Annotated in this window: 20 protein-coding genes and 3 tRNA genes; 21 read left to right on the forward strand and 2 right to left on the reverse strand. The window is 54.2% G+C overall.

Annotated features, from left to right (window positions below; all coding sequences use genetic code 11):
- The first annotated feature begins 2 nt into the window (after positions 1-2).
- Positions 3-584: a uracil-DNA glycosylase family protein gene (locus HNEAP_RS02345; protein ID WP_012823363.1), complete on the forward strand. Its 582-nt coding sequence runs from the start codon at positions 3-5 to the stop codon at positions 582-584.
- A gap of 155 nt (positions 585-739) precedes the next feature.
- On the opposite strand, the gene HNEAP_RS12630 is transcribed toward HNEAP_RS02345, so the two are convergent.
- Entirely contained in the window at positions 740-910 is a 171-nt protein-coding gene (locus HNEAP_RS12630) for a hypothetical protein (RefSeq protein ID WP_155802511.1), read from the reverse strand.
- Between the two features lie 21 nt (positions 911-931).
- On the opposite strand from HNEAP_RS12630, the gene HNEAP_RS02350 reads away from it, so the two are divergent.
- From HNEAP_RS02350 to HNEAP_RS12455, 12 genes are all read left to right on the forward strand, one after another.
- Positions 932-1,372, forward strand: coding sequence for a DUF3429 domain-containing protein (locus HNEAP_RS02350; protein WP_012823364.1), 441 nt, complete (start codon positions 932-934; stop codon positions 1,370-1,372).
- Positions 1,369-2,046, forward strand: coding sequence for a DUF502 domain-containing protein (locus HNEAP_RS02355; protein WP_012823365.1), 678 nt, complete (start codon positions 1,369-1,371; stop codon positions 2,044-2,046). The genes HNEAP_RS02350 and HNEAP_RS02355 overlap by 4 nt, the downstream gene beginning before the upstream one ends.
- A 43-nt stretch (positions 2,047-2,089) precedes the next feature.
- Positions 2,090-3,874, forward strand: a complete 1,785-nt coding sequence (aspS, locus tag HNEAP_RS02360; RefSeq protein WP_041600588.1) for an aspartate--tRNA ligase — start codon at positions 2,090-2,092, stop codon at positions 3,872-3,874.
- A gap of 76 nt (positions 3,875-3,950) precedes the next feature.
- Positions 3,951-5,036 carry a quinolinate synthase NadA gene (nadA, locus tag HNEAP_RS02365; protein WP_012823367.1) on the forward strand — a complete coding sequence of 362 codons (1,086 nt, stop codon included), beginning with the start codon at positions 3,951-3,953 and terminating at the stop codon, positions 5,034-5,036.
- 126 nt (positions 5,037-5,162) lie between these two features.
- On the forward strand, positions 5,163-7,013 hold the full coding sequence (locus HNEAP_RS02370; protein ID WP_012823368.1) for a cation:proton antiporter: 1,851 nt from the start codon (positions 5,163-5,165) through the stop codon (positions 7,011-7,013).
- A gap of 83 nt (positions 7,014-7,096) precedes the next feature.
- Positions 7,097-7,172, forward strand: a tRNA-Gly gene (locus tag HNEAP_RS02375).
- Position 7,173: 1 nt separating this feature from the next.
- Positions 7,174-7,249, forward strand: a tRNA-Val gene (locus tag HNEAP_RS02380).
- Positions 7,250-7,259: 10 nt separating this feature from the next.
- A tRNA-Asp gene (locus HNEAP_RS02385) sits at positions 7,260-7,336 on the forward strand.
- Positions 7,337-7,532: 196 nt separating this feature from the next.
- Complete coding sequence (locus HNEAP_RS02390; RefSeq protein WP_012823369.1) at positions 7,533-8,816, forward strand: tyrosine-type recombinase/integrase; 1,284 nt, start codon at positions 7,533-7,535, stop codon at positions 8,814-8,816.
- Between the two features lie 120 nt (positions 8,817-8,936).
- Complete coding sequence (locus HNEAP_RS02395; RefSeq protein ID WP_012823370.1) at positions 8,937-9,974, forward strand: IS5 family transposase; 1,038 nt, start codon at positions 8,937-8,939, stop codon at positions 9,972-9,974.
- Positions 9,975-10,595: 621 nt separating this feature from the next.
- Positions 10,596-11,003, forward strand: a complete 408-nt coding sequence (locus HNEAP_RS02400; protein WP_243726356.1) for a hypothetical protein — start codon at positions 10,596-10,598, stop codon at positions 11,001-11,003.
- Complete coding sequence (locus tag HNEAP_RS12455; RefSeq protein WP_012823372.1) at positions 10,993-13,416, forward strand: relaxase/mobilization nuclease domain-containing protein; 2,424 nt, start codon at positions 10,993-10,995, stop codon at positions 13,414-13,416. The genes HNEAP_RS02400 and HNEAP_RS12455 overlap by 11 nt, the downstream gene beginning before the upstream one ends.
- A 96-nt stretch (positions 13,417-13,512) precedes the next feature.
- Here HNEAP_RS12455 and HNEAP_RS02425 read toward each other — a convergent pair whose 3' ends face one another.
- The gene (locus tag HNEAP_RS02425) at positions 13,513-13,683 is read right to left on the reverse strand and encodes a helix-turn-helix transcriptional regulator (protein WP_012823373.1); all 171 of its coding nucleotides are present in this window, start codon (positions 13,681-13,683) and stop codon (positions 13,513-13,515) included.
- Positions 13,684-14,164: 481 nt separating this feature from the next.
- Between HNEAP_RS02425 and HNEAP_RS12635 the strand changes: the two genes are divergently transcribed.
- The 8 genes from HNEAP_RS12635 (at position 14,165) to HNEAP_RS02460 (ending at position 24,683) form a co-directional block, all read left to right on the forward strand.
- Complete coding sequence (locus tag HNEAP_RS12635) at positions 14,165-14,473, forward strand: hypothetical protein (RefSeq protein WP_133484706.1); 309 nt, start codon at positions 14,165-14,167, stop codon at positions 14,471-14,473.
- A 9-nt stretch (positions 14,474-14,482) separates the two neighbouring features.
- Positions 14,483-15,283, forward strand: a complete 801-nt coding sequence (locus HNEAP_RS02430) for an SDR family oxidoreductase (protein ID WP_012823375.1) — start codon at positions 14,483-14,485, stop codon at positions 15,281-15,283.
- Positions 15,284-15,488: 205 nt separating this feature from the next.
- The gene (locus HNEAP_RS12135) at positions 15,489-18,524 is read left to right on the forward strand and encodes a sensor domain-containing diguanylate cyclase (RefSeq protein WP_012823376.1); all 3,036 of its coding nucleotides are present in this window, start codon (positions 15,489-15,491) and stop codon (positions 18,522-18,524) included.
- A gap of 491 nt (positions 18,525-19,015) precedes the next feature.
- Entirely contained in the window at positions 19,016-19,807 is a 792-nt protein-coding gene (locus HNEAP_RS02440; protein WP_012823377.1) for an ABC transporter permease, read from the forward strand.
- A gap of 3 nt (positions 19,808-19,810) precedes the next feature.
- Positions 19,811-20,539, forward strand: a complete 729-nt coding sequence (locus tag HNEAP_RS02445) for an ABC transporter ATP-binding protein (RefSeq protein ID WP_012823378.1) — start codon at positions 19,811-19,813, stop codon at positions 20,537-20,539.
- A gap of 4 nt (positions 20,540-20,543) precedes the next feature.
- Complete coding sequence (locus HNEAP_RS02450; RefSeq protein WP_012823379.1) at positions 20,544-21,980, forward strand: mannose-1-phosphate guanylyltransferase/mannose-6-phosphate isomerase; 1,437 nt, start codon at positions 20,544-20,546, stop codon at positions 21,978-21,980.
- Between the two features lies 1 nt (position 21,981).
- On the forward strand, positions 21,982-23,463 hold the full coding sequence (locus HNEAP_RS02455) for a phosphohexomutase domain-containing protein (RefSeq protein ID WP_012823380.1): 1,482 nt from the start codon (positions 21,982-21,984) through the stop codon (positions 23,461-23,463).
- On the forward strand, positions 23,463-24,683 hold the full coding sequence (locus HNEAP_RS02460; protein WP_012823381.1) for a hypothetical protein: 1,221 nt from the start codon (positions 23,463-23,465) through the stop codon (positions 24,681-24,683). The genes HNEAP_RS02455 and HNEAP_RS02460 overlap by 1 nt, the downstream gene beginning before the upstream one ends.
- Positions 24,684-24,728 lie beyond the last annotated feature (45 nt).

The raw sequence follows: 24,728 nt of genomic DNA on the forward strand, positions 1-24,728 counted from the left end.
TTGTGAGCGCGAAGCCACCTTTGATTGATGAGGTTCGTGCTTGCCGTATCTGCCAAGATAACCTGCCGTTTCCTCCCCGCCCCATTCTTCAGTTCTCGCCATCGGCGCGTTTGCTGATCGCCGGGCAGGCGCCGGGCAAAAAGGCCCATCAGTCCGGCGTGCCCTTTGATGATGCCAGTGGCGATCGTTTGCGTGGCTGGCTCGGCTTGAGCCGGGCTCAATTTTATGACGAGCAAACGGTCGCACTCTTGCCCATGGGGTTCTGTTTTCCGGGTACGGGAACATCGGGTGATCTGCCGCCCCGCCCGGAGTGTGCACCGGCCTGGCGTTCTGCCTTGCTGGACGCCCTGACCCATCTGGAATTTACCATTGTGATTGGCCGGTACGCACAGGCCTATCATTTTGGCACGAGGCGCCAAAGCCTGACCGAACAAGTGCAGGCTTGGCGCGAACACTGGCCAGAAAAAGTCTTGCTGCCCCACCCAAGCCCCAGAAATCAGTTGTGGCTCAAGCGCAACCCCTGGTTTGAGCGCGACCTAGTGCCCGTCCTCCAAGCGCGTGTAGCCGATGTGATCGGGCCCTGAATGCAGTTCGACCGGTGCTGAGCGGGCAAGCAAAGGCTCAATTTCATCAAGATTCCTCATGGTTTTTTAAGGAAAATATCAGGCGACCGTCGTGAACGGTTAAACTGTTTTCAGGGGTCTGCTGTGGGCCGCTGGTTCACGGCATTTGGGCCAATTTATTCGGCCTTGATTAATAGAAACAGGATCGGGAAGCTCGAAAAACCCGTCATTCCCGCGTAGGCGGGAATCCAGCGCCTTGATTTTTCTGGGTTCCCGCTTTCGCGGGAACGACGAATCACGGGTAGTTCGAGGTGCAGGATAATGAGATCAATGAAGTGTGTTGCCATGGGGATGAATGTGGAGTTGTCATGCGTTTATTAGCGTGGGTTCTGGGATTAGGTGGCGTCATTCCTTTCGCGGGTTTGGCCATGGCGGCGTGGTGGGGCCCCTTGGATTGGCATTCGACCGTGATCCGGGTCTTGTCTGTCTACGCGGCGGTTATCGTATCGTTTCTCGGTGGTGTGCATTGGGGCGCTGCATTGAATCAGTCCGTTGCGGCGCGCCGTCACCTGTTGTGGGGCGTGAGCCTGTCATTGCTGGCCTGGGTGGCGGCGTTGCTGCCTTGGGGGATTATGCGTCTGTCCGTCTTTATTTTGTTGCTGTTGACTGCCTTACGTGTGGATCGTGTCTGGTTCGGCGGAATCGGCGCCTCGCTTAATTTCGGGGTGCTGCGCACGGTGCTGACCGCGTTGGCATCATTGAGTCTGCTGTTGGCCATTGGCTCTTATGCTCGGGCGGGTTTGATATGAGTGAAGTTGGCAGCAAGGTGTCCACCCTGCGCAAGTGGTTGGTGGCCGGTATTCTGGTCTGGGCGCCGCTGGCGATTACCTATTGGGTGATCAATGCGGTCATCGGCTTCATGGATAAAACCATTCTCCTCTTGCCTCCGAGTTACCGGCCCGAGGCGGTATTTGGTTTTAACATCCCGGGCGTGGGAGCGGTTCTGGCGATCATCGTTGTCCTGTTGACCGGTGCACTGGTTGCCAATTTCCTGGGTCGTAAGCTCATCGCCATGGGCGAATCGGTTTTGGAGCGGATTCCGCTGGTGCGCAGTGTGTATTCTGCGGTGAAACAGGTGATCGAAACCTTTGTCTCCCAGGATTCGCGTTCATTCCGCAAAGTGGTTATGGTGGAATATCCGCGCAAAAACTGCTGGTCGCTGGCGTTTCTGGCCGGTGATCCGGTGGGTGAAGTTCAGGATAAGACCGCACAGAAGGTCATCACAGTTTTTGTGCCGACGGCCCCGAACCCGACCTCCGGCTTTGTGATCATGGTGCCCGAGGATGAGATCATCGCGCTGGACATGTCCGTCGAGGAAGGCTTCCGTATGGTCATTTCGCTGGGTGTGGTCACACCCAAATCGCAGGCGGCAAAACCGGTACTCGCAGTACCCGAACTCGAAAAACCGCCCAGTTCCGGCTAATATGCCCGCCTTTACAGAACATGAACGGATCCACCTTATGAGTATGCGTAGCCACACGGCCGGCCAAGTTGACTTGGCTGTTTTAGATCAAGAAGTCACCCTCGTCGGTTGGGTCAATCGCCGCCGCGATCACGGTGGGGTGATTTTTGTGGATCTGCGCGACCGCGACGGCATGGTGCAGATCGTGTTCGATCCGGATGATTTGGACGTTTTTGCCAAAGCCGAAAGCCTGCGCAGCGAGTTCGTGATTCGCGTGCGCGGCAAGGTGCGCCGCCGTCCTGCCGGTACCGAGAACCCCAATATCGTCAGTGGCCAGATCGAGGTGCTGGGTCTGGGGCTGGAGATTCTCAACCGCTCCGAGCCGTTGCCCTTCCAGTTGGATGACGAGCGCGTCAGCGAAGAGCATCGCCTGCGGTACCGCTATCTTGATTTGCGTCGCCCCGAGATGCTGGCCCGCCTGAAATTGCGTCATCAGGTCACGCGTGCTCTGCGCGAGCATCTGGACAATGCCGGATTCATGGATGTGGAAACACCAGTGCTCACCCGTGCCACACCGGAAGGCGCACGTGATTATCTCGTGCCTTCACGCACGCATCCGGGCGAGTTTTTCGCTCTGCCGCAGTCGCCGCAAATCTTCAAGCAGTTGCTCATGGTGGCGGGCATCGAACGTTACTACCAGATTGTAAAATGCTTCCGCGACGAGGACTTGCGTGCCGATCGCCAGCCGGAATTTACCCAGCTCGATATCGAAACCAGCTTCCTTGATGAAGAGGAGGTGATGGCGCTGATCGAAGACATGATGCGTCATTTGTTCGCGCAAACCATCGAGCTGGCCTTACCCAATCCCTTGCCGCGCCTGACTTGGGCCGAGGCCATGCGTCGATTTGGTTCCGACAAGCCCGATCTGCGCATTCCGCTGGAACTGGTCGATGTGGGTGATCTGCTGGTCGCGGTGGATTTCAAGGTGTTCTCCGGCCCGGCCAACGATCCGCGCGGTCGCATCGCCGCCTTGCGCGTGCCGAACGGTAATTCGCTCCCGCGTAGCGCGATCGACGATTACACCAAGTTCGTTTCCATTTACGGCGCGAAGGGCCTGGCCTATATCAAGGTCAACGATGCCGCCGCGGGTCGCGAAGGCTTGCAATCGCCCATTCTCAAGTTCCTGACCGACGATGCCATCGACGGCATCATGACGCGCACAGGCGCGCAAACCGGTGACGTGGTGTTCTTCGGTGCAGACAAGGCCAAGATCGTCAACGAATCGTTGGGTGCGCTGCGGGTCAGGATCGGGCAGGACATGGGGCTGGTCGAGCAAGGTTTCCGCGCCCTGTGGGTCACCGAATTTCCGATGTTCGAGTACGACGAAAAAGAAGGTCGATATTACGCCCTGCATCACCCCTTCACGGCACCGAATCTGGACGATCTGCACCTGTTGGAAACCGATCCGGAAGCGGTTCGTTCACGGGCCTACGATTTCGTGTTGAACGGGTTTGAACTCGGCGGTGGATCGGTTCGTATTCACGATCAGACCATGCAGAAACGGGTATTCGAACTGCTGGGTATCTCGGCGGAGCAGGCGAGCGAGAAGTTCGGCTTCCTGCTCGACGCGCTCAAATTTGGCGCGCCGCCGATGGCGGGATTGGCGTTTGGTGTGGATCGAATCGTCATGCTCATGAGCGGCGCGACCTCGATTCGCGAGGTCATCGCCTTTCCGAAAACGCAGTCGGCGGCTTGTCTGCTCACCAACGCGCCGGGCGAAGTCGATGAAGCGCAACTGCGTGAATTGTCGATCCGCGTGCGCAAGCCGGTGGTCGAGAAAGCCGAATAAGTTCAGGCGGTTGGTGGTTTTTCGATAACCAACCGCCCGTTTCTGTTCCGTCGGGCTTCACATACAGGAGGCGATTATGTCTACCACACGCGATGCCGCAACCCAGATTCCTGCCGTCTTGGCCGCCCGCATTCAGGCGCTGGCCAGCCACAGCGTGCCTGCGCCCAAATTATCCCATGTACAGGAACATGAGCTGATCGAGCGCATCAAAGCCGAACTCGTTCGCCAGAATGCAGTCATGGTCGTGCATTATTACGTGGACGCCGCGCTGCAAAAGCTCGCGGATGAAACCGGCGGTCGCGTTTCAGACTCACTTGACATGGCCGCGTTCGGCGCCGCGCATTCCGCCGAGACACTGGTGGTCTGCGGCGTGCGCTTCATGGGCGAGACGGCCAAGATTCTAAGCCCAGAAAAACGTGTGCTGATGCCGACACTCAATGCCGAATGCTCGCTTGATTTGGGCTGCCCTGCCGATGAGTTTACCGCCTTCTGTGATGCGCACCCCGATCGCACCGTGGTGGTTTATGCCAACACCTCGGCGGCCGTCAAAGCGCGTGCAGACTGGGTCGTTACCAGTTCGAACGCCTTGCAGATCGTCGGCCATCTCAAAGAGCAGGGCGAAAAAATCATCTGGGCGCCGGATCGACATCTGGGGCGATACATTCAGGAAAAAACTGGCGCTGACATGCTGCTCTGGCAGGCCGATTGTGTGGTGCACAATGAGTTTGCGGGCGAGGCGCTCATCGACCTCAAGCGCCAACACCCAGACGCAGCGGTACTGGTGCATCCTGAATCGCCCAAGGCGGTGGTCGATCTGGCTGATGTGGTCGGCTCGACGAGCCAGCTGATTCGTGCGGCACATGATTTGCCGCAATCCGAAATGATTGTGGCGACGGATAATGGCATCTTCTACAAGATGCAGCAGGCCGTGCCCAGCAAAACGCTCATTGAGGCACCAACCGGCGATGGCAGCCACTGTGTTTCGTGTGCGCATTGCCCTTGGATGGCCATGAATGGCCTGCAAGCAGTTTACGACGCGCTTGTCTCACCCGATGGGCATGAGATTTTTGTGCCCGAAGCCGTGCGTGTCAATGCCGTAAAATCGCTTGATCGCATGCTGGCCTTCTCCAAGGCGCAAGGGCTGGTAACGGCGCGCAAATAATCAGTAGCGGTTCAGCTCAACCCGATTCGAGCCTGTTTGCAGCCAAATGACAATCCACTCGCGAATCGTCACCAAGCTGCAATCGGGCAAAACTAATCTCTCTTTATATTTCTGGAAGCCCCATACATGGATCAAACCATCCTGATTACCCTGACGGGCATCATCGTGACCGGTATCGGCGCGCAATGGCTTGCCTGGCGGTTGAAAGTGCCCGCGATCTTGTTCTTGCTTGGCATCGGGCTGTTTCTCGGCCCGGTCACCGGCCTGCTTAATCCGAACGCGCTGCTGGGCGATCTTCTCTTTCCGTTTGTTTCGCTAGCGGTAGCTGTCATCCTGTTCGAAGGCGCCCTGACCCTTCAGTTTAAGGAGCTCAAAGGCGTCGGCAGCGCGGTATGGTTACTCGTAACCCTGGGTGCCTTTGTAACCTGGGTGATTGCCAGCTACGCCGCGCACTATTTCGTCGGACTTGAGCCGCTGATGGCGGCGTTATTCGGCGCGATCGTAATCGTGACAGGGCCAACCGTTATTGTGCCGCTATTGAGGATTGTGCGGCCCAACAACAAGGTGTCCACCATTCTTCGCTGGGAAGGCATCATCATCGACCCGATCGGTGCGGTAGTTGCAGTGCTCGTGTTTGAGTACATTTTGATGAGCGCAACGCCAGCGCACGCAAACGCCAACCTGACTGCGGTCATCATTCCTTTTCTTGAATTAATCGGCGTCGGCATGGTGCTGGGCCTTGTTGGTGGCTATCTGCTCGGGCTGATACTCCGACGACATTTACTGCCGGAATACTTGGTCAACGTTGTCGTTCTGGCCACTGTATTGGCGGTATTTACCACATCCAACCTGATGGCTGATGAGTCAGGGCTCATCGCTGTCACGGTTATGGGTGTTTTATTGGCAAATATGCGTGCGGTGCCCTTGGCGGAGATCCTGCATTTCAAGGAATCGCTGACCATTTTGTTTATTTCAGGTCTGTTCATCCTTTTGGCCGCCCGGATCGAGCCTGCTATGTTCAGTGCCATCGGATTCAGTGCGCTGTTGGTTTTGTTTACAGTCCAATTTATCGCGCAGCCGGTCAAAGTCTGGCTAAGCACCATCGGTGCAGGGTTAAGCTGGCGAGAAAAACTCATGATCTCATGGATAGGACCGCGCGGCATTGTCGCGGCTGCCATATCCGGTCTCTTTGCATTAAAACTTAATCAACAAGGTATAGCGGGTTCTGACGTCCTTGTGCCACTCACCTTTATCATTATCTTCGGGACGGTAGTGACCGCATCGCTCACGGCGCGACCGTTGGCGAATTATCTAGGCGTGGCCCAACCCGAAGACAAAGGCGTGCTCATGGTCGGCATCAACGTGTTTTCCTGCATGCTGGCACATGCCCTCAAAAAACATGGCTATCGCGTCATTCTTACAGACAGTAATTTTGCGGACATCCGCACCGCTCGCATGGAAGGGCTTGAAACCTTCTACGGCAATGCTGTTTCGCAAGCGGCAGAGCGACGTCTTGATCTGGTGGGTATCGGTCGACTGTTCGCCGTATCCGGCGTGCCCGAAATGAACAACCTAGCTGCCATTCGCTATCGTCACGAGTTTGGCGCAGAAAACGTCTACGTACTGCAAACACCGCAGGAAAAATCTGGCTCCGATCAGCAGCGGCTATCGCATGTGTTCACCGGTCGCAAATTGTTCGGCACCGGTGTCTCGTTGGGCGACCTGATGCTGCTTATCGAGCAAAAGGCAGAAATTAAATCAACCCGTCTGACCGAAGAATTTAACTGGGAAAAGTATCAGCAAACCTATGATAAACGAGGCATCCTACTGCTTATGATCTCACCTAAAGGGATTTTGCACGTCCAAAGCGATGGCCCCATGCCAACGCCCAGCGAAGGCTGGATCATCATTGGCTTATACCGCGCGCAAACGGAAGTTGAGGCAAAACCAGATGCAGTAGAGGCCAGCGCCGCGTGAAAAAAGACTTGCACGCCCGTTTTTGGTTTGTATAATGCGCGCTCTGTGACAAACAGTAGCCCTCAAAAGCAGCTGGATGATGTGCGGGAATAGCTCAGCTGGTAGAGCGCAACCTTGCCAAGGTTGAGGTCGCGAGTTCGAACCTCGTTTCCCGCTCCACGGGTGATTAGCTCAGTTGGTAGAGCGGCGCCCTTACAAGGCGTAGGTCGGGAGTTCGAGCCTCTCATCACCCACCACATCAAATTAGCAGCGGTAGTTCAGTTGGTTAGAATACCGGCCTGTCACGCCGGGGGTCGCGGGTTCGAGTCCCGTCCGCTGCGCCATTCAATGGTTTTACAACGTCCGAAGAAGTTTTAAAACCTTAATCAAACCCGCATCCCTACTAGGTTTGCGGGTTTTTTTACGCCTATGGCGTCCTAAAACATCTCTTTACAGCCAGTGGTTCTTGACGGTATTTTTGACGGTATGACGGTGTTGATACCGTCAGCCTGTGAAAAAATACCGTCAAAGGATACCGTCATGGCACTTACAGATACCGCTATCAAGGCCTTAAAGCCCGAATCTAAGCCGTACAAGGTTACGGATGAGAAAGGGCTTTATTTATTCGTCACACCAGCCGGGGGCAAGTTGTGGCGGCTTGATTACCGCTTTGAAGGTAAACGAAAGACGCTGGCTCTTGGTGGGTATCCCGACGTAAACCTGAAACAGGCCAGGGTATACCGCGACGAAGCCCGCCAACTCATTGCCAACGGCACCGACCCCGCCGAACTGCGGAAGGCGGAAAAAACCACCATAACTGAGTCAAGGCGAGAGGAGGCCGAAGCTGTAAAGATCGAAGCCATGATTCAGGCGGGCGAGGCTTTGCCCGGTTCGTTCGAGGAAATTGGTGATGAGTGGGTGAATATGTACCTTGCCGACAAATCGGAAAAATACCGGAACAAGGTTATCAACCGGCTGAAGGCGGAGGTTTACCCCTACCTTGGCCGGGCGCCTGTCGCTGATGTGACTGCACCCATGGTATTAAAGGTTTTGCAGCGGATTGAAGCACGCGGAATCATCGAAAGTGCCCACCGGGTAAAGCAAAACATTGGGCAAATTCTGCGTTATGCAATTGCCACAGGTCGCCGGGAACTGTTCGACGTGACAATGGCGCTGAACAAAGCCATTGCCCCCATGCCGAAAGACAAAAACCATGCGGCACCGACCGAACCCAAGGACATCGCCCCACTGCTGCGCATCATGGCCGGTTATCGTGGATCACCAATTACCCGTGCCGCGCTAACCATTGCCCCCTGTGTGTTCGTGCGTATTGGTGAACTCAGGCACATGCAATGGGCAGATATTGATTTTGAAACGTTTGAATGGCGATACACCGCCAGCAAGACAGGGCAGGAGCATATCGTGCCTCTTGCTCGGCAAGTGGTCGCGGCCCTGATCGAGTTGCAGCCCCTCACAGGCCACTCACGCTACGTTTTCACTGGCGCACGGAGTGACACCCGCCCCATGAGTGAAAATACCGTCAACGGGGCGCTGAAGCGCCTAGGCATCGACACACAAACCGAACTGACCGGCCACGGCTTCCGAGCAATGGCGCGCACGGTATTAGAAGAAGTCCATAACTTCAGGCCCGAAGTCATCGAGCTTCAGCTTGCCCATGCCGTCCGTGATCCACTGGGCAGGGCATATAACCGCACCAAGCATTTAGAAACCCGCAGGAAGATGATGCAGGTGTGGGCGGATTATCTGGATGAGCTGCGTGATTCTAAGAATGTGATTCAGGGCAATTTCGGTATGGTGGGATAGCGATGGTATCCCGAATTCCTGTATATCATTGTTAGGGATGCAATGGGGCACCTCGAAAAACCTCAGTCATGCAATTTTGGGTAAAATTCTCCCATGTGATTGTTTGCGGAGCCGACTGGGATGAAAAAGCGTAGTGCCATTAAGACGGACCTGTTTGCTGATACCCATCACCGAGATAAGCTTGACACGTTGGGCGACCCCTTGGCAGAAATCGAAGCCTGCATCGACTTTGCCGCCCTGGCGGCAGAAGTCGATCGCATTGCGCCGCGGCCCGTCAGTGTTCAAGGCGGTCGTCCGCCGTACCCGACCGAGACCATGGTGCGCATTCTGGTCTTGAAACGCCTGTACAACCTGTCCGACGAACAGATGGAATACCAACTGCTTGACCGCATGAGCTACAAGCGCTTCTGTGGTCTGTCCCAGGCAACCAACATCCCTGATCGCACCACCGTGTGGACCTTCGAGAACCGGATCGGCGAAGTCGGAGCCCAGGTCATCTTTGATGGCGTCACCACACAACTCTTGAAGAAGGGCTTTATCGCCCGTGGTGGCCAGATCATTGATGCTACGCTGGTGCCAGCGCCGAAGCAGTCTTTTTCCAAGGAAGACAAGGAACAGCTCAAAGCGGATGCGATGCCGGCCGACTGGCAACCGGGCAAGCGCCGTCAAAAAGACCTGGATGCGACCTGGACCAAAAAGCATGGCAAGAGCCAGCACGGCTACAAGCTTTCAGTGAATGTTGACAAGAAGCACAAGTTCATCCGCAAAATCGTGACGGACACGGCCAGTACCCACGACAGTCAGCATTTCGATGCAGTGATCGATCCGGCCAATACGAGTCGGGATGTCTACGCTGATCGGGGTTATCCGTCCGAAGAACGCGAACAATGGCTCAAGGCAAATGGATACCGGAACCGGATTCAGCGTAAGGGCAAACGGAACAAGCCGTTATCCGAAGCTCAACAGGGACGCAACCATCGCATCGCCAAAACACGCGCCAGGGTCGAGCATGTGTTCGGTGCCATTGAGCAGATGGGGGGCAAGCTGCTGCGCACCATTGGTCAGGCGCGGGCAAACTTTGCGATGACAATGATGGCGGCCTGCTACAACCTGAAGCGGCTGGCGTATTTCCAGCGAGTGGGCATCACGGCTTTCTGACGCCAGAAATGGTTAGAATAGCCGATACCCGAGGCGATTCGAGGTAAAAACGGGGCGGCATCGTCGGAAAAGCGGTGTTTTGCCTGAGAGATTGAACAGAATTCGGTCGCTGTCATCATTGCGCGCCGGGATTCATTGAAAACCTCGGGTTATTCGAGGTGCCCTATATTGGCCGAGAAAAAATTAACTTTCTGTCCGGTTTGAGTTGACCACTACAATTCGCCGGGTGGGATGGTGTGTTTCCGAATGGTTATATCCATGGCTGCACTTTATTGCGGTTGGTTTTGTCATTGTATTTATTCGATAATATCCAGAGTTGTCCAATAGCATTTTTCTGATTATATCCATTTTGTTATTAGTGACTTAGCCTGTTTATCCTGATGCCAATCAAGACCAAATTCCTTGGCTTGTGCTGTTATCAGGGTGAATGCAGATGAACACAATCAGTTGGGTATTTCTTGTCGTTGTTGGTAAGGAGCAAGGTGTAATTCGGCTGGCGCCGAATTCAACCCTTCGGTCGCTAACGCTCCCTTCGCCCCCGTTCGCTGACGCTCAGGGGGTTGCTTCGCCCCTTCCGACCACGCCCCCCGGGGCTGTCGGTTTTGGTTTTGGCGGAGGTCTATGATGATGACCATTGATCAAACCAAAACCAGTCGTCGCCCACGTCGGGGTCATGTCTTGGCTGAGTCTGACCGTCGCCGCCATAAGGTGATGACACGGGTCAATGATGCGGAACTTGCCGAAATCGACGCCCGTCGCGGCCTATATGATCGCGGTGAGTTTTTGCGTATGTCCTTGTTCGGGATGAAACAGGCAAGACCTCGGCCTACGATTATCATCCCGGCATTGAATCAGACGGCATGGCTTGTGCTGTCCCGATCAGCTTCCAACCTCAATCAGCTCTCCCGTCATCTGAATGAGGCTGGTCTTCAAGTGGCCGACTTGCCGCAAATCATCATCATGCTGACTCAATACCGTGATGCCTTGATCGGCGCCCGGCTGCCCGAGGATCAAGACGATGAAAGCTAAGGTCACTCGTGGCACTGGGTTTCGTGGGGTATTGGACTATGCACTGGATACCGGCAACCAGAAGGGCAAGAACCCGGAGATTGTCGGTGGCACCTTGACGTCGGGCAGCGCCAGAGCCATGTCAGACCAGTTTGCCGTCACCCGACGCCTGCGACCGGATATCAAGTCTCCGGTATGGCACGCCTCCCTGGCATTACCGGAAGGAGAGCGGCTTTCATCCGAACGATGGTCATCTATTGCTGATGACTTCATGCAAGAGATGGGATTTCCATCAGAATCTCTATACACGGTCATTCGGCACAACGACACCAAGCACGACCACATCCACATCATCGCCAGTCGAGTCAGCCTTTCTGGCGGACTCTGGCATGGGCAATGGGAAGTATATCGAGCGATCAGGGCCACCCAAGTTCTGGAGCGCATCCATGGTCTGACCCTGACACCTGGTTTGGGTGAACCAAAAGATGAAAAGACCCTGACCAAAGGTGAAATCGAACAAGCACTACGCACTGGGGCAGAAGCCCCACGCCAGCGGCTTCAGCGCCTGGTCAAGGAAGCCGCCCAGGGCAAGCCAACCGCCGTCATGTTTGCCGAACGGTTGGAACTGGCTGGAGTGGGCGTGCGTTTCCAGATACAGAAAACCGGCATTACCGGCGTGAACTATGAACTTGATGGTCTTGCGTTCAAGGGGCAATCCCTAGGCGATTCCTACAAATGGTCGAAATTCTCGAAAAAATATGGAGTCAGTTATGAGCAAGCTAGAGACAGTGAAAGCCTTGAACGATACACAACCGCAATTGCAGATCGTACAGGCCGTGATGAACTTGGAAACGCAGGCAGAAGCCTTGAGGTCGATGCTGGGTTCGTTACCCCAAGCAGTAGCAGAGCAGACAGCCGAAGCACTGGAGCCGTTGGCGAAGCTGAGGGCGGAGGTCATTCAAGTTCTGACCGCTTACGACAAAGTGACCGCAGCACAGCGCCAGACACTGGAGGAATTGACTCAGCAGATGAGTACCAGCGCAGCGGCAGCATTCGAGCAGAAGGCCGCGAAGCTGGACAAAACAATCTCCGACCTGTCACGGAGTCTGTCGGGGCTGAAATCGAGCATCGACACGATGGCGAAGACCGCACAGAACATCGAGACGATCCCGGATCAACTCAAGAAATCAGCGCAAGCCATGACAACCACGGCGAACGAACTGAGCGCGGCGGCGAGATCGACACGACCGAAGATTTGGCGTCAGACACTGGGACTGATCTTAGCCAGCGCAATCGGTGGGATTCTGGTGCTCACTGGGCAAGTCGCTTTAAACAGGCTTCTGCCGCCAAGCGGCGTGCAACAGGCGGCGGACTGGGTAAACGTGCTATTAAGCAAAGCGACGCCAGAAGAACGCGCGTTACTGAGCAAGATCGTCAATCGGCCCGCGAACTAGACCCGACCGCTTACCTCGGAGCTAACGGTTACGATGTGAAACACGAAGGTCGACATCGGAGCGTCAGGCTGCATGGTGATGAGGTGTACCGAGTTACCCAGAGGCAGGATGGGCATTGGGTCTGGTGTGATCTGTACGGCAACAACGGTGGCGACAATATCGACCTCGTGCGTGAGATCGAGCCAGGCACCGGATTCGCGGAGGCTGTTTTCCGCCTTGCTGGCGCGCCGACTGTCGGGCCAAAGCGCCGTCCGCCTGCCGAACCCAAGCGCCCACCACCGCGACTGCCTAAGCAGGAAGTGGCAAGTCGGGCACTAGGGCGAGACTACCTGATTAATGATCGGGGGATTAGCATGGACACCATTGAGCATGCCGAGCAATGCGGCATGCTGCGCTATGCCAATGGCGGGGTTTTGTTTGTTGGCTATGATCAGGCAAGTACGCCACAAAACATCACCCGCCGAGCGATTGAATCTGCCGACCCCATGCAGAAGCGTGATTTGCGCGGCAGTGACAAGCGATATCCGCCGATTCTGCCGGGTGATCCGTCAACAGTCTGGATTGTCGAGGGCGGCTCTGATGCGCTGGCCCTGCACGATATCGCCAAACGTCAGGGCCGGCCACAACCTACCGTCATTGTCTCAGGCGGAGCGAATGTGCGCAGCTTTTTGGAGCAGGTAGAAGTACAGGCGATCTTGAAGCAAGCGGAACGCGTGACCATTGCCGGAGAAAATGAAAGGGACGAAGCAACGCAGAAGCGAACTGATGAGGCGCATCAGAAACAAGTGCAGCGCGTGAAAGAAATTACAGGACGTGCGGTTAAATCATGGACGCCGAAGCAGTATCTGGGTAAAGATCTTGCGGAAATGAATTACCGACAACAACCCGAACTGATGCCTGTGCAATTGATAAATCTAGACCAGCGGGCGGAAACAAAGCCATCACAAGTAATAGAAGGTGATTTGATACTGGGCCAATGAGCAAAAAGCCCAACATCCACGGTCAACGAGGGCTTTGTTGGGCTTTGATGCCTGATTTTGCCCAGCATCAGAGATGAGATGCTGGGCTTACGGGGCTTAACGGCGATCATCCAGCCATTGCTGGACCTCTGATCTTCGCCATCCGACCGCTCGAACGCCGAGTTTCACGGGTTGCGGAAAAATCCCAGCACTGACCCACAGATAAATGCTCGATCGGGATGCGCCGGTAATCCGGAGCACATCGTGCAGGCGTAAAATACTATCCATTTCTGCCCCAGGGGCATATTTCTGACACATGATTGAAAAGTCTCATTTTTAGGGGTTAAAAATGAGGCGGTACCGACCAGAAAACCAGACTCACGCATTTGCATAGCGAACTGCTAGCGCGTAGAATGTACCCAGAGTGTTGTTAAGACACTTCCGGTGTTGTCTGCCGGTTAAACAAGTGACATTGAGCAGCTAAACTCAAACTCTTTCCGACCGCCTCTCGCGTGTCTCGGAGCAGCCCGTCAGGTACTAGTAATACCGAACGGGCTTTCTTTTTTGGAAAGAACTTTCCGGGACAAGTGTCATTTTAACAGATTCACTCATGCCAACTCGTTTTCACGAAAAACGCGCTTTTTTATACAGAACCGTTCACTGCTCGATGAGAAGTGAACGAGTCAAGTTCGGATGACAGGTTTGGATTGGTCTGGATGCCTCTGTAGCGTCTGTCTGGTGACGGTATATTTGACGGTATCTTCAGAACATGAACCTGGAGACCCGCATTGATGCTTTGGATGTGACGCCCGTCAGCGCGCCAATCGATGGTCACACGCGAGTGTGCCTTAATCAAACCCGCATCCTTGCATTGGGATGCGGGTTTTTTTTGATTCAAGATAAAGCGTCGCCGAAAAAAGACGGCGTGTTTCTCGCACCTTTAGATTGCCTGTCTTATTATTGTAAGAGAAATTTTTCCGCGCATTGCTATCGATGCCCTTGCCCATTCGTCTTTGCCTCACACGGCTGGAAACGGTTTGGGGCTGGCGGCTCTGTGGTTTCTGCTTCAACTAACTGAGGAATTGATATGTCCCAGCAAAATACATCGACTCAAGGCGTTTCCGAAGATTCATCGCGTTTTTCACGCGTTGCCATCGTAACCGGTGCCACGTCGGGGATCGGTGAAGCAACGGTCAGGAAATTTGTGCAGAGTGGTTACGGGGTGATTGGTAATGCGCGCAGTGCCGATAAGCTTGAGGCGCTGGCTGTCGAATTGGGCGATGCCTTTTTTGGCGTGGCGGGCGATGCGGGAGATGCTTCGGTGATCGATCAGCTTCTGGATGCCGCCCAAGCTTATTTCGCGCGCCCGGCGGATATTGTGGTGGTCAATGCCGGGCGTGGACTGGGCGGATTGATGACCGAAGTTGATCTGGCGGAGTACGAACAAGTGCTCAAGCTCAATGTGTTGGGGGCTGCGTTGTTGATGCAGAAGGCGGCGCAGGCGCTGGTTGAGAAACAGGCCGCAGATTTTCCTCGACAGGCGGCTGATATCGTTGTGATCGGCTCGGTCGTTGGGCGCAACATTTCACCGTTCAGTGCCGTCTATGGCTCGACCAAGTTCGCCGTGCAGTCGCTGGCCGAAGGATTGCGGCGTGAGGTGGGCAAGAAAGGTGTCCGTGTGACGGTGATTGAGCCGGGCATCGTTGTGAGTGGATTTCAGGATGCCGCAGGCTACGACGATCATCTGGTGGATAAATTCAATACGGATTTCGGGCCATTGCTGTACGGAGCGGATATCGCCAATGCGATTGATTTCGTTGTGGCCCAGCCGTCGCACATCCACATTAACGAGTTGATGATTCGCCCGACACGACAGGATTATCCATAATTTTGGGTTTGTTTTCGGCACTGAATTCCCGAGGGTTTTTTGGGGAGAAGAAAGGGCTGGCGCAAATTGAGTGCCTGAGTATGTAAATTGGTTATGATGATGCGATTTAACTGATCTTCAGGCTTTAGAATGAAGATCACAGAAGACCGATTGTGCCGCGAATTAAGTCGCTCGGCGCATTGATAACAAGGAATCGTCCTGATTCATGACCAGCCCTGCAGACACTTTTCTCGATCTGTCCACATCCGTTCTGCGGGACCTTGTGGCTGGCCAGTCGCCGAAGGATCTTGCTGCGCGTATTTGTCTTCGGATAGAGCAGATGCGCCCGGGAAGAATCGCCAGCGTCATGTGGGCGGGCGACGGCGACGAAAGGCTGCACGTGTTTGCCGCACCCAGCGCGCCTCAGGGGCTTATTGATCAGCTCGATGGCTTGACGCCCGGTGCGCATGCCGGTTCATGTGGCAGCGCGGCTCATTCCGGAGTACCCGCCTTGGTGTCCGATATCGAAACGGACAGTCGTTGGGATGATTTGCGCCCGCTGGCGCAGCAATGGCATCTTCGTTCCTGCTGGTCTTTACCTCTGTTCCATAATGATCGGTTGCTGGGCACCTTTGCCTTGTCCGGGATGGTTTCGGATGTGCCTACGGATGACGATATCCTGCTGCTTCAGTTTGCGGCGACGCTTGTCAGTGCCCTGTTGCATCACGAGTATCAGATGATGCAACGCCAGCGGTTGACCGATCAGAAAAGCCGCTTGATCGATTTCAATCACATGTTGGCGAAGGTAAACCAGAAGATCGTTTCGGTCGAGAGTGAGCGAGAACTGTTGCAACCGCTCTGTGATCTTGCCGTGCGCTACGCCCATCTGAAGCTGGTTTTGCTCGCTCGCCCCGATGAAACCCTCCGATTCCGCTTTCTGGCCGCCTCAGGGGCGACCGGCTATACCGACGGTTTGTACATTTCAGCCGACCCCGATTTGCCGGAAGGGCAGGGTACGATGGGTCGAACCTGGCGTTCGGAGCAAGCCTATTTCAATACTTCTTTCGAACATTCCGAGTTTTTGCAGCCGTGGCAATCGAGGGCGCGTCAATTCGGGTTGAAGGCAACCGCCACATTGCCTGTTTTACGCGGCGGTAAAATGTTCGCCGTGCTGGCCGTTTATCACGCAGAACCCGATGTCTTTGATGGGCCATTGCAGGATGTACTTCGAGAACTGGCTTTGAGCATATCGCGTGGGCTGGATCGGCTGGATGCCCGGAAGCTGCAAAACGCTCTGTTCAACAACGCGTTTGTTGGTGTATTTCTGGTGCAGGGTCGAGTGATCAAAAGCTGTAATCCCCAGGCAGCGCACATGTTCGGTTACAGCCTTGACGACATGGTGGGGATGCCGGTTCGGGATTTTTTTGCCAGCGATATTGAATATGCCCGTCTAGACAAAGCCTTTTCCAAAATGAGCAAATCGCAGGTCGTGCAACGGCAATCGATGGTTTGTGTGCGTCGGGACAGGAAATTGTTGCAATGTGATGTCTCGGGTCGAATGTTTATCGATAACGAGGGCGAACATAGCGTTTGGACTGTTCTGGATGCGACCGAGCGTGAGACGCAGGCACAACGTTTGCACCGTATTGCCGGTTTCCGGGAGCTATTATCAGAGCTCAATCAGTTCAGTGCCGATCCGGCCAACATGCAGCAAGTCAAAGACCATGATTTGTACGACTTTGTCTGCCAAGTCCTGAGTCAGAACAATGCGCTGAAACTGGTCTGGATCGGTTCGCCGCTGCCAGGTGGCGGCGGTTTTGATGTTCTTGCATCCTCGGGCGAGCTGAATTGGCATTCGGATTGTCTCCCCATGCAGAGTGAGCAGCCGTTGTCTTCCGGAAAATTGATGAGAGAGCATACGGCTCAGCGCTGCTGGCACGAAAATCAAACCATACTCCTCACATACGAGATCCCTTCGACAGATGGTCGAGGGGGGCAAAGTGTTGCGCGAAGTACCGTTTCCTTGCCGATTCATATAGATGGCACACTGACGGCGGTGCTTACGATATGCGGTCACAGTGAAGACATCCTCGATCAGGACGCTATTTCATTTTTTGATAACCTCGTGCTGAATATCGAGCGTGGTTTGCAGAACATCCGGCAGCGCAACCAGATCATGCGCCTGCAAGGCTTGTATCGTGCGCTCATGCAGCAGGCAGACGTTGTGCTGCGCGCGCAAACAGTGCCCGATATGCTCTTTGGCACCTGCGAAAAACTGGTACAAGAAACCCCTTTTAATGCCATCTACTTGAGAAAGCCAAATGCCGATGGCGTCATGGATGTCCTCGCTTCTACCGGTAGTGGCGCCGCAGCGTTGCAAAATGTCATCTCAGTGGTGGCCGAGGATGCACGAGATCAGCTTATCGTGCGCGCATGGCTGACCCAGAAAACAGCCATTGAAAATGATTTGTTGGGTAACGCGCGCCTCGCGGAATACCATCCGTTTCTCAGAGCGCATCGGTGGCATTCAGCATTGGTCACGCCCGTAAGACGCGGCGGAGAGCTATGGTCGGTTATGGGCTTTGTCTGTGAAGATCATGACGTCTTCGATCCTCAAACCGTCGAGCTGTGTGAACGGGTAGCCGAACTGTTGGGGCGTGGTTTGGATGAATTGGACAACAAACAGCGTCTCGTTTCACTTCAGTCCGAAGAGGCTTATCGCGCCCGACATGATCGCCTGACCGATCTGCCCAACCGCTTCGCCCTGGAGCAATATTTACCTCAAGCGCTTGCACGGTCTAAAAAGAATGGTCGGATGCTGGCGCTTGGGATGATGGATCTGGATGATTTCAAACCAGTCAACGATCAGTTCGGGCATGAAACGGGTGATCGCCTTTTAAGAGAGCTGGCGGGGCGCTTGCGTGCACGTCTGCGCGCGCAAGATTTCCTGGTGCGTCTGGGTGGGGATGAATTCGTCGTCGTGATCGGCGATATCGATCCGGATCATGCCATAGCCCATCTGCAATTGGCGCTCAGCCGTCTGCACGAAGCGGTTGAAGAAGGTTTTGAAGAAGGTTTTGAAGTAGCCCCGGATCGGTTCGCAACCGTTGGTTTGTCCGGTGGGTTCGCCCTATACCCGAAGGACGGTGAGGATGGCGACACCCTGCTGCGCAAGGCCGACGCCACCATGTATCAGTCTAAAACGCGGAAAAATACCCGAGCGCAGTGGTGGCAGTTGTTCGATCAGGAAGGCATTGTTTGACTCCATTCCTTCTGTTTTGTACAAGGGCATTTCGAAATACCCGTGATTCGTCGTTCCCGCGAAAGCGGGAACCCAGAAAAATCAAGGCGCCAGATTCCCGCCTACGCGGGAAAGACTGGTTTTTCGAGATACCCGTGATTCGTCGTTCCCGAGAAAGCGGGAACCCAGAAAAAACAAGGCGCTGGATTCCCGCCTGCGCGGGAATGACTGGTTTTTCGAAATACCCGTGATTCGTCGTTCCCGCGAAAGCGGGAACCCAGAAAAATCAAGGCGCTGGATTCCCGCCTACGCGGGAATGACTGGTTTTTCGAGCTACCCGTGATTCGTCGTTCCCGCGAAAGCGGAAACCCAGAAAATCAAGGCGCTGGATTCCCGCCTACGCAGGAATGACTGGGTTTTCGAGCTTCCCCCTGGTATCTGATACTGGTTTTTGGTTTATCACCCCAGATTAAACCGCTATCATGCCGTCTTTCGTTCAATAAGAATCCCGTATGAATTCCCGTTCCGGTGATACCCGATCCGATATCGTTCGCGCGTTGGCCAACATGCCCGCCGCGTTGTTTCTTTCTTGGAGTGATACCAAAGCACGCTACAAGCGCAGCATGCTGGGGCCGTTCTGGCTCACACTCGGCACAGCTATTGGTGTCGGGGGTTTGGGCTTCGTTTGGAGCACCCTGTTCAAGATGGACAAGGCGCAGTTCATTCCGTTGCTCACCGTGGGTTTGATTCTCTGGGGGTTTATTGCCGGAATCATCACCGAAAGCAGTCAGGTATTTGTGCAGAACGCGCAGCTTATTCGCAATGTGCAATTGCCGATGTTCTTTCATCCGTTGAAACTCATTTTGCGGCACCTGATTAACCTGGCGCATAACGCTGTCGTGATTGTTATCGTGTTCCTCATTTACCCGCCGGAATGGCACTGGAGTGCGTGGCTGGCGTTGCCTGCCTTTTTGCTGACTGTTCTTAATTTAAGTTGGATGAGCTTGTTTGTCGGCATGTTCGCCGCTCGATATCGCGATACCGAAACGGCCATCACCAACTTCATGCCGCTACTGTTTTTCATGTCGCCGGTATTGTTCAAAGCCGAGCAACTGGGCGTGGGTAGCTGGATTGTTTGGCTCAACCCGTTCAGCTATTTCATTTCAACCGTGCGCGATCCGCTGCTGGGGCACCCGAGCCCGTGGTTCGTCTGGCCGGTGCTTTTGGGTATGACCGTGATCGGCTGGCTCGTGACCCTCTGGCTGTTTCACACCCGCCGCACCCGCATCCCGTATTGGATTTAACCCATGGCGCATCTAATTTTCGAGCATGTATCGATCCGATACCCCATCTATAACGCGCGCGCGCAATCGCTGCGGCATCAATTCATGCGGATCGCCACCGGTGGGAAAATCGCCGCAGAAGCAGGGCAAACTGTCGCGGTCACCGCACTGGATGATGTCAGCTTCGAGTTGAAAAGTGGCGATTCGATCGGCTTGATCGGCCATAACGGTGCCGGTAAAAGCACGTTACTGCGCACCATGGCAGGCATTTACACACCGGATAGCGGGCGAGTAATCCGCGAAGGCCGCACGGCAACAGTGCTGGAAATCGGTTCGGGCATGGACCCCGAGTTGTCCGGTTATGAGAATATCCTGCGTATGGGCATGCTCATGGGTATTCCACTCAAGGAAATGCGCACGAAAATACCGGATATCGAGGAATTTACCGAATTGGGTGATTTTCTCAGCCTGCCCGTGCGTACCTATTCGTCCGGCATGACCATGCGGCTCATGTTCGCCGTTGCTACCAGTGGCCAGCCGGAAATCCTGCTGGTCGATGAAATGTTCGGCACGGGCGATGCCGGGTTTCAGGAAAAAGCCAAAGCCCGCATGCGTGATCTGATCGCGAATGCCGAAATTTTCGTGTTCGCCTCGCACGATCACAAACTTCTGGGGGAATTGTGTGATCGGGTATTCGAGTTGAGCCATGGCAAAGTAATCGTGGCTACAGATTTTAATAAAAAAGAGAATTGATCCGATGATCTATCCATTCATATTAAGTGGCGGCGCAGGCACCCGTTTGTGGCCCGCTTCACGCAAGGCATTCCCCAAACCGTTTATGCCCTTGGTCGATGGGCAGACCCTGTTTGATAAAACGATTGAACGGATCAAACAGCTTCCCTCTGCCGGGCCGTTGACCGTAATCACTAATGAATCGCTCCGTTTCCTCACGGCGGATGCTCTGCGTGGCTCTGTAGCCAAACAGCCACGTTTATTGCTGGAACCAACCGGGAAAAATACGGCAGCAGCAATTGCTTTGGCCGCACTGGATTTGCAAATTCGTGCAGGCTCTGACGCATTGATGCTCATCTTGCCAGCAGATCATCTGATCGCGGAAGTTGGCGCATTTTCCGAGGCCGTTCAAGTGGCGGAAAACGTCGCTAATCAAGATTGGTTGGTCACCTTTGGGATCACTCCGCAATCACCGGAAACCGGCTTCGGTTATATAGAGCGTGATGCGCAACCACTCGCTCTTGAAGAAGGTGTCGCTTATCGCGTTCGCAAGTTTGTTGAAAAACCGGATCGTGAGACGGCTCAAGCGTATATCGACTCAGGTCGCTACTCCTGGAATGGCGGCATGTTCTGCTTCAAGGTCAGCACGATCCTCGCCGAGTTCGAACGCCATGCGCCCGAGTTGCTCGCGGCTTGCCAGGTCGCGGTTGAGCATGCCAATCAGATACACGTGGCCGGAATGGACATGGTTGAATTCAAGGCAGATGATTTTGAACGAATGGCGGATATCTCAATTGATTACGCCATCATGGAGCGCTCCGAGCGCGTTGCCGTTGTTGCCGCCGATATGGGTTGGTCCGACATCGGTTCCTGGACAGCTTTTGCCGATGCGTCCCCTTCTAATGCCGAGGGTAATGTATTTGATGGGGAAGTGATCGCTATCAACACAAATAACTGTCTTGTTCGTAGTCCGCATCGCCTCGTGGCGACCGTGGGTGTCGAAAATCTAATTGTGGTTGATACGCCCGACGCATTGTTAATCGCCCACAAAGATCACGCTCAAGACGTGCGCGACGTGGTAGCCGAACTCAAGGCGCGCGGTCATGAAAGCCATCTTCTTCACCAAACCGTACACCGCCCTTGGGGCACCTATACCGTGCTTGAAGAAGGCGAGCGTTTCAAAATGAAGCGCATCGAAGTCAAACCCGGCGCAACGCTCTCCTTGCAGATGCACCATCATCGCAGTGAGCACTGGATTGTCGTTAACGGCATGGCGCGCGTCACCAATGGCGACAAGGTGTTTTTATTGAATACCAATGAATCTACATTCATTCCCGCAGGGCATATGCACCGATTGGAAAACCCCGGTGTGATCAATCTGGTGATGATCGAAGTGCAAAGCGGCGATTACTTGGGTGAAGACGACATTGTCCGCGCGCAAGACAACTATGGGCGCTCTTGATATGGACTTGACTTGCTTCAAAGCCTACGACATTCGCGGCCAAGTGCCCGCGCAACTCGATGCCGAACTCGCCTACCGTATCGGGCGCGCGTTTGTTGATGAAATCAATCCCGGCACCGTCGTGGTCGGATACGATGTGCGCCTCGAAAGCCCCATGCTGGCCGAAGCCTTGATGCGCGGCATCACCGAGGCGGGCGCTGATGTCATCGACATCGGCCTGTGCGGCACCGAAGAAGTCTATTTCCAGACCTTTCACCGCGAAGCGCAAGGCGTAGGCGGCGGCATCATGGTTACCGCCAGCCACAATCCCAAGGGCTACAACGGCATGAAGCTCGTGCGCGAAGGCGCGCGCCCCGTTAGTGGCGACACCGGCCTGTTCGCCATCCGCGACAGCATCGCAAATCCCCCCTCTTCCCTCGCGGGAGAGGGGGGGCTTCGCCAGCTTCGCGTTGGGGGTGATGAGTGGCGTCATGATGCTCGTGCGGATTCAACCCCCTCTCCCCTAGTGGGAGAGGGATGGGGTGAGGGGGAAAACACACCAAAGCCACACGGCAAAATCACCACCGACACCAATAAAGCCGCCTACATCCAACATCTGCTCGGCTACATAGACCACCGCGCCCTCAAACCGCTCAAAATCGTGGCCGACCCCGGCAATGGCGGTGCCGGCCCAGTCATGAGGCTGTTGGAAAAGCATCTGCCGTTCGATATTCACTACATTCACGAACAGCCGGACGGCAACTTCCCAAACGGCGTCCCCAACCCGCTCTTGCCCGAAATGCGCGACGCGACCTCACAGGCTGTTATCGAACAAGGCGCTGATCTCGGTATCGCTTGGGATGGCGACTTTGATCGTTGCTTTTTGTTTGATGCCAAAGGCCGTTTCATCGAAGGTTATTATCTGGTTGGCTTGCTGGCCGAAACCCTGCTTGCCAAGCATCCCGGTGGAAAAATCATTCACGACCCGCGCCTGACTTGGAACACCATCGAGCAAGTAGAACAGGCGGGCGGCATCCCCATCCAGTCCAAAACCGGCCACGCCTTCATCAAGCAGATCATGCGCGAGCAAGATGCCATTTACGGCGGCGAGATGAGCGCGCATCACTACTTCCGTGATTTCGGCTACTGCGATTCAGGCATGATCCCATGGCTACTTATCACCGAGCTCATGAGCAAAACCGGCAAAACGCTCGCCGAATTAGTGGATGAACGCATGGCGGCTTACCCCTGCAGCGGTGAAATCAATTATCGCATCGACGATGTACAGGGCACCATTGACCGCGTATTGGCTCACTTCTCCCCCATGAACCCCAAAATTGATCGTACAGATGGCGTTAGCGTGGAGTTCGACGATTGGCGATTTAACTTAAGAGGTTCAAATACCGAGCCGCTGCTGCGACTGAATGTTGAGACTCGTAGTGATTCCTTGCTTTTGGAAAGGCAGATTTCAGTAGTCGAAAATTTAATTGGGAAGGATTTTTAATGCAAGAAAGTCAGGAGCCAATCTTCATCCATTCCCTATTTCGTTCTGGAAGTACTTGGATTTTTGATCGATTTCGGCGTGCCGGCACGAATTATTGGTGTTATCAGGAGCCATTTAATGAAATTCTCTCTCAGTTAAAAGATAGTCCTGAAACTGTTCTTGAAATTCATGAGAGTACAAGTTCTGTTTTACGGCACACGAAACTCGATAAACCTTATTTCTACGAATTTCATGCAATTCGTGAACACATTGGCGATAGCTTTCAGAAATGCATCAGTTATGACAGCTTTTTCGATACTACAATATGCTCACAATTTGACGAATACACAGATATCCTGATTTGTCATGCGAAGGGGCGGCCAGTGCTCCAATGCTGCCGATCATTCGGTCGTTTACCACACTTGAAACGAAAATTTGGCGGGGTACATATTTACCTATGGCGCAATCCATGGGATCAATGGTGGTCTTACCAGGTCAATGGTTATTTCGATACCGTGAATCTCGCCATTATAAATGCCATCAATCCACCGCCAATTATCGCCCTCTTGCGTTCAGAGTTGTGCTTAGAAGAGGTTAGGAATAGTCGATTTGATCAAGAGTTTCAATGTTTTCAGCAGGTTGCCCTAGATGCCAAGAGTCGGTATTTGATCTTTTATGTTCTTTGGTTCTATAGCCTCATCGAGAACAAACAACTTTCTGATTTTGATATCAATATAGATCGACTCAGTGTTGATCCTGATTATCTGCAATCGATCTCTGACGTTCTTCTGGGTTTTGGCATACACGGGGTTGATCTTTCTGATTGTCATATCCCAATGGCCGTTTACACGGAAGAAGATCGCGCATTTTTCGAACCAATCGAGGATCTTGCCCATCAACTATTTGCGCGCGTGTATGACTCGGGCACTTTGTCTCAGGCGCTGCATTGGCAGCATGAATATCGGCCGAAAGGTATTGTTGAAGAGGGAAAATTGATTCGAGACGCTTCGAAGGCTCGTATGGTGGCACTTCGCTTTGCCGATACTGCATCTCAAGTGAATAAGCGCGCTAATCATCAGGAGGCCGGGGCTGTATACAACTTAACTAGTTGCCGGGAAGCTCTATTACGCGCTGAACAAGTAAGTAGTTTCGCCGTGGATTGTAATGATGAGTTGTATCGAGTTTACCAAAGCAATTCGTGGAAAATTACAAAGCCATTGCGTTGGATTAACAGGAAGTAGCGCGGACTTGGCCGTTGAGACGTTCTTTTTCAACATGGCTTGCCA

The organism is Halothiobacillus neapolitanus c2 (assembly GCF_000024765.1).
GTDB lineage: Bacteria > Pseudomonadota > Gammaproteobacteria > Halothiobacillales > Halothiobacillaceae > Halothiobacillus > Halothiobacillus neapolitanus.